The organism is Mailhella massiliensis, assembly GCF_020741395.1.
GTDB classification, from domain to species: Bacteria; Desulfobacterota; Desulfovibrionia; order Desulfovibrionales; family Desulfovibrionaceae; genus Mailhella; species Mailhella massiliensis_A.
Genome location: NZ_DYZA01000084.1, coordinates 1 through 5,528, shown reverse-complemented (window position 1 = coordinate 5,528; position 5,528 = coordinate 1). Strand labels below are relative to the sequence as shown.

General features: G+C 63.7%; 4 protein-coding genes. All 4 read left to right on the top strand.

The features are described 5' to 3' along the window. The first annotated feature begins 135 nt into the window (after positions 1-135). Genes qrcA through qrcD form a run of 4 tightly spaced genes read left to right on the top strand, consistent with a single transcriptional unit; the run spans position 136 to position 4,912 of the window. Positions 136-771 (top strand): menaquinone reductase multiheme cytochrome c subunit QrcA, encoded by a 636-nt coding sequence (gene qrcA, locus K8W16_RS04590; protein ID WP_304121526.1) that lies wholly within the window; start codon positions 136-138, stop codon positions 769-771. Positions 772-789: 18 nt separating this feature from the next. Further along, complete coding sequence (gene qrcB / locus K8W16_RS04585; RefSeq protein WP_304121524.1) at positions 790-2,862, top strand: menaquinone reductase molybdopterin-binding-like subunit QrcB; 2,073 nt, start codon at positions 790-792, stop codon at positions 2,860-2,862. Between the two features lie 10 nt (positions 2,863-2,872). After that, positions 2,873-3,658 (top strand): menaquinone reductase iron-sulfur cluster-binding subunit QrcC, encoded by a 786-nt coding sequence (gene qrcC / locus K8W16_RS04580; protein ID WP_304121522.1) that lies wholly within the window; start codon positions 2,873-2,875, stop codon positions 3,656-3,658. Positions 3,659-3,661: 3 nt separating this feature from the next. Beyond that, positions 3,662-4,912, top strand: a complete 1,251-nt coding sequence (gene qrcD, locus K8W16_RS04575; protein WP_304121520.1) for a menaquinone reductase integral membrane subunit QrcD — start codon at positions 3,662-3,664, stop codon at positions 4,910-4,912. Positions 4,913-5,528 lie beyond the last annotated feature (616 nt).

The following is a 5,528-nucleotide window of genomic DNA, read 5'->3' as shown; positions in this document are numbered from 1 at the left end:
AATATAACAGAGTTCACTGGAACCGTCACCATAATGGCATGGAATTTCAGGCGGTTCCGACATGCCTCCCTTCCGGCCCGGCCGGAAGATGCGCACTGTCCTTTTTTATCACCTCAACCAGCACGAGGCATCGGGATGGAGGAGAGGAACAACACAACCACACCGGCGAATGCGGCGAAGAAATGCTGCTGCGGCTGGGGCGCGTTTGTCGTGGGGCTGGTCGTGGCCCTTATTCTGGGATGGTGGGTTCTGCCCAACCTTATGAAGGAAACTAAAAGGCAGCCCATCGCCTTCAGCCACGTCGAGCATGTGCAGAATCAGGGCATGACCTGTGAGCAGTGCCATTTTGTGCGCGCCGACGGCACCTTCAGCGGGACGCCCACTACCGCCCAGTGCGCCGAATGTCATTCGACGATTCTGGGATCCGACCCTGAAGAGGCGCGTTTCGTCCGCGAATACGTCCAGACCGGCAGGGAGATCAAGTCCGAATGGCTGATCTATCAGAAGCAGCCCGACAACGTGTTCTTCAGCCACGTCCTTCACTTCGGCCCGCTGGCCGAGCTGAAGGGGCCGAAGGAAATCGCCGCGTTCTGTTCGCGCTGCCACCTGAACGTGGCCGAAACGGACGTCCCCCCCGTTTACCGGGAAAACAGGCTTTCGGGCTACTCCGAAAACACCATGCTGATGTGGGGGTGCGAACGCTGCCATGCCGAACATATGGCCATGGGCAACACCAACGCCAGCAACGCCTGCTTCACCTGCCACAAGTAAGGCAAAAGCGAGGAAATCATGGACAGACGAGGATTTCTTAAATTTGCCGCCGGCGGGACCGTGGGCCTCGTGGCGTCTCCCATCATCTGGAACACCCTTTACGACGCCGTGTACTGGACGCAGAACTGGGGCTGGATACCGCGCGTGCCCAAGGGCGAAAGCCGGTATCTGCCTACGGTGAGCAAGCTCTGCCCCTCGGGCACGGGCTTTCTTGTCCGCACCGTTTCGGGCACGCCCGTGCGTACCGTCGGCGATAGGAACAACCCCGTGACGCACGGGGCGATCACCGCCCTCGCCGCCGCCGAAGCCGAGCTCCGCGTCAGCCCCGCGCGCATCAAGACCCCGCTGCGCCGCTCTGCCGACGGCGCGTACGTCGCCGTCACCTGGGCCGAGGCCGAACGCCTGCTCAAGGAAAAGATGCAGGCTGCGGGTTCTTCCGTGGCCGCCGTCTCCGGCGACCCGACCTCCAGCATCAATGAAGTGCTCTCTTCGATGCTGAACCAGAAAGGCTCTTCCGACTTCTACTTCATGCCCGGCGACGAACAGCCGGCCGCGCTGGCCTGGGAGGCCATGGGCGGGCAGGGCCGCCTCGGCTACGACATGGAAGGCAGCGACTGCATCCTCGCCGTGGGCGCCCCCGTGCTGGAAAGCTGGGGCGTGGTGGCCGCCAACCGGAGCCTCTTCAACCGCACGCATCCCGTGGCCGGGGAGGCCACGCAGAAACTCCTCTATGCCGGAGCGGTGCAGAACAACACCGCCGCAGGCGCGGATCTCTGGCTGCCCATGAAAAGCGGCACCGACATGGCCCTCATGCTGGGCCTTGCCCGCCTGCTCATCAAGGCGGGGAAAAAGAACTTCGCCGCCGGGCTCGGCAACTTCGCCGCCTTCGCCGAGGCCTACACGCCCGAGAAGGTCGCCTCCATCACCGGCGTGCCCGCAGCGCGCCTTGAGGAAGCGGCGAAAATGCTCGTCGCCGCCAAGCGCCCGCTGGTCATTGCAGGCTCCGCCCTGGGTTCCGGCGGCGCGGCAGGCCCCGTCATGGCGGCCGTAGCCCTGAACATGCTGCTCGGCAGCGTGAACCGGCAGGGCGGCATGGTGGACATGCCCTTCCCCGTTGCCGTGGTGGACCATGCCGCCGCATACCGCGCCACCATCAAAAAGAACCTGGTGGACTACACGCAGGCCGTGGCCGCAGGCAAGGCCGCGGCGCCCGCCTTCCTCCTCGTGTACGCGGCGAACCCGGTCTACGCCCTCCCCGCCGATTCCGGCGTGAAGGAGACCATCGCCAAGGCGGGCTTCTCCGTGGCCGTGGCGAGCTTCATGAGCGAAACCTGCGAGTCGTGCGACCTGGTGCTTCCCGCCGCCCTCGGCATGGAAGCCTTCGACGACGTGCAGACGCCCTACGGCTCCGGCCGCGTGACTTACGCGCTGGCCCGCCCCGTGGCCAGGCCCTTTGAAAACGCGCGCAGCGCGGGCGAACTCTTCATCGCCCTTGCGCAGGAACTCGGCCTGGAACTCGGCGTGAAGGACATGCCGGAGCTCCTCTACAAGCATGCCTACGCCCTGGGCGCCCCCTTCCGCGCCATGCTGGAAGAAGGCAAGGTGCATGTGGCCGGTTTCGACGCCCCGGTTTCCCCGCTCTTCTACAACTGGGAAGCCATACGCAAGGCTGCCTCTGCCCCCGGCGCGGACGGCGATCTTCAGGTCGCCCCGGTGACGGTGCTTGCCGTAGGCACGCCGCAGACGGCCATACCGCCCTTCGCCACCAAGGTCGTCACCGACTACCAGCTCAAGGGCCGGTACAGCGTGGCGCAGATGAACGGCGCAACCGCCGCGAAACTCAAGGTAAAAGCCGGGGACCTTGTCAGGCTGGTCGCCGGGAACAATGTGGAAATCACCGTGGTTGCCGCCATTTTTGAAGGCATCCTGCCCGATACCGTCTCGCTGGTGGCCGGACTCGGCCACACGGCCTTCGATGAGTTCAGCAAGGGCAAGGGCGCGAATGTTCTGGCGCTGACCAGCGTTTGCAGAGAACCCGGCACCGGCTTGCCGGTCTGGGGCCTGGCGGGCGTAAAGGCCGCAAGGGCATAGGGGGGTTCTGATGTCTTCTGAAGTCAAGGAATTCAAGATAAAGTGGGGCATGGTCATTGATATCGACAAGTGCACGGGCTGCGGCGCGTGCATGGTGGCCTGCCAGGCGGAAAACAACGTGGCCCCGGCCGTGGACGGCAGCAACAAGCTGCGCTCGCTCAACTGGCTTACGGTGTTCCGCCTCTCCAACCACAAGCCCTTCCCGGATCATGAAGTGGCCTATCTGCCCCGGCCCTGCATGCAGTGCGGCAAGCCCTCCTGCGTGTCGGTATGCCCGGTCATAGCCACGGACAAGCGCGAGGAAGGCGGCATCGTGAGCCAGATACCGCCCCGCTGCATAGGCTGCCGGTACTGCATGGCCTCGTGCCCTTACCATGCCCGTTACTTCAACTGGTACGACCCGAAGTGGCCGGGCGACCTGGCCCAGGCCCTCACGCCCGACGTGTCCACGCGCATGCGCGGCGTGGTGGAGAAATGCTCCTTCTGCCATCACCGCTTCATGAAGGCGCAGGAAAAGGCCGCGGCCGAAGGGCGCGACCCCATGAACCTGCCGGACGGCGCGTACATCACCGCCTGCACGGAAGCCTGCCCCAACGGGGCCATTACCTTCGGCGACCTGAACAACCCGGCCCACAAGGTGCATGAGCTCATCAGGAGCCCCTACGCCTTCCGCCTGCTGGAGCGCCTGGGGACCGATCCCCAGGTGTACTACATCAGCAAGCGCGAATGGGTGCGCCGCGAAGGCGACAACTATCTCGAAAACGAAAAGACCGGCGAAGCCAGAAAGCAGGGGTAGGTTATGGATTACAGCAAACCTGTTGACGCGGAGCTCTTCCCGGAAGGGTGCGAGCGCTGCTCTCTGACAAAGTTCACGGGATGGATGGCTATCCTCGGTGTGGTCTTCCTCTGGGGGCTGTATGCCGCCGTGCGGATCCTGGGCTTCGGCCTGGGGGAAACCGGCATGGACGACTACTTCGGCTTCGGCCTCTGGATCACCTTCGACCTTGCCGTCATCGCCCTCGGCGCAGGCGCGTTCTTCACGGGCGCGCTCCGCTACATCCTCAATATCGACGAGCTCAAGAACATCGTGAACCTCGCCGCGGTAATCGGCTTTCTGTGCTACACCGGCGCCATGATGATCCTGGTGCTCGATATCGGCCAGCCCATCCGCTGCTGGTTCGGTTACTGGTACCCCAACGTGCACTCCATGCTCACGGAAGTTATTTTCTGCATCACCTGCTACTGCATCGTGCTCATCCTTGAGTTCGTACCGCTGGTGCTGGAGAACCGCCGGCTCATGAAGCGCCCCTTCATCCACGCCCTGGCGCACAACTTCCATGTGTACATGCCCATTTTCGCGGGCATAGGTGCGTTCCTTTCCACCTTCCACCAGGGCTCCCTGGGCGGCATGTACGGCGTGCTTTTCGGCCGCCCCTACCTGTTCCGCGAAGGCTTCTTCATCTGGCCCTGGACCTTCTTCCTCTTCGTGCTCTCCGCCGTTGCTTCCGGCCCCATGTTCACCGTGCTCGTGTGCACGCTCATGGAAAAAATGTCCGGCCGCAAGCTGGTGAGCTGGAATGTGAAGCAGCTCATGGGCAAGGTGGGCGGTACCATGCTCATCGTGTACACGGTGTTCAAGTGCCTGGACAGCTGGTACTGGGCCACCGATATGCTGGCTTCGCAGGGCCTCACCTTTGATGAGATGTTCCACGGCTGGATCTACGGCAAGTGGCTGTTCTGGCTGGAACACGCCTTCCTCATCATTCCCATGGTGGTGCTGCTCATCAAGCCTCTGCGCGAAAAGCCGTGGATCTTCTACCTCATGCTCCTCGCCACCTGCACGAGCATCACCCTCAACCGTTACCTGCTCACCGTGCAGGGCCTGGCTATCCCCGTGATGCCCTTCGACTCCTGGTACACCTACGCGCCCAACTGGGCGGAATGGGCGAGCTGCTTCCTCGTGTTCGCCTACGCGGCCATGGTGCTTTCCCTGGCCTACCGCTACACGCCCATGTTCCCGCAGGAAGTGGAGCTGAATAAGAAGGCCTAAGCCCGGCAAAACGGAGCTTCAAAAAACATGAATCCCGGCCCTTGAGAAAGAGCCGGGATTCTTTGTTCCCATGCCTGCCGGAAGAGGGCTGCGGCATGAGGCTGCCGTAAGCTCCGTCCATCCCTCCGGGGCCGTCCGGGCCCTGCGGCGTGGGGACGGCCCCTCCACGCTTTGCCGGGCCCCCAAAGGGCGGGGAAAATGCCCTGCCTGCATGAGCCCGCGCCGGAAATACTTCCCCCGCAAGGCCGCTTCCGAAGGCGCGGCGCCCGGAAGGCAGTCCCCCCTCACGGGAAAGGCTCTCATGCACAGCCCTGCCGGAGAGAACCCGGGGGCTGAAAAACGCCCTCCCTCACGACGAAAAAACGATTCCCCGGGGGAAAAGCCTCACCCCGGCAGGCGGGGCGTCCAAGGCTCACGGCACAGACGGCCCGAAGTTCCGGCGGCAAAGGCGGACGCTTCGCCCGGCCGGGAAAACATGCCTTTCCCCGCTTGCGCCCTCGCCGGAAAAGGGCCGCTTCCCCTCCTCACGGGAAAGACGCCCTGCCCTTCGGCAGGCTTCCTTGAAATGACGAAAAAGCTTCCCCGCCTTCGCGCCTTGTCCCCTCAGCGCAGGGCT

Excerpts from the sequence above, each read along its gene's own strand:
- qrcA (WP_304121526.1), top strand. The coding sequence starts at position 136 with ATGGAGGAGAGGAACAACACAACCACACCGGCGAATGCGGCGAAGAAA.
- qrcB (WP_304121524.1), top strand. The coding sequence starts at position 790 with ATGGACAGACGAGGATTTCTTAAATTTGCCGCCGGCGGGACCGTGGGC.
- qrcC (WP_304121522.1), top strand. The coding sequence starts at position 2,873 with ATGTCTTCTGAAGTCAAGGAATTCAAGATAAAGTGGGGCATGGTCATT.
- qrcD (WP_304121520.1), top strand. The coding sequence starts at position 3,662 with ATGGATTACAGCAAACCTGTTGACGCGGAGCTCTTCCCGGAAGGGTGC.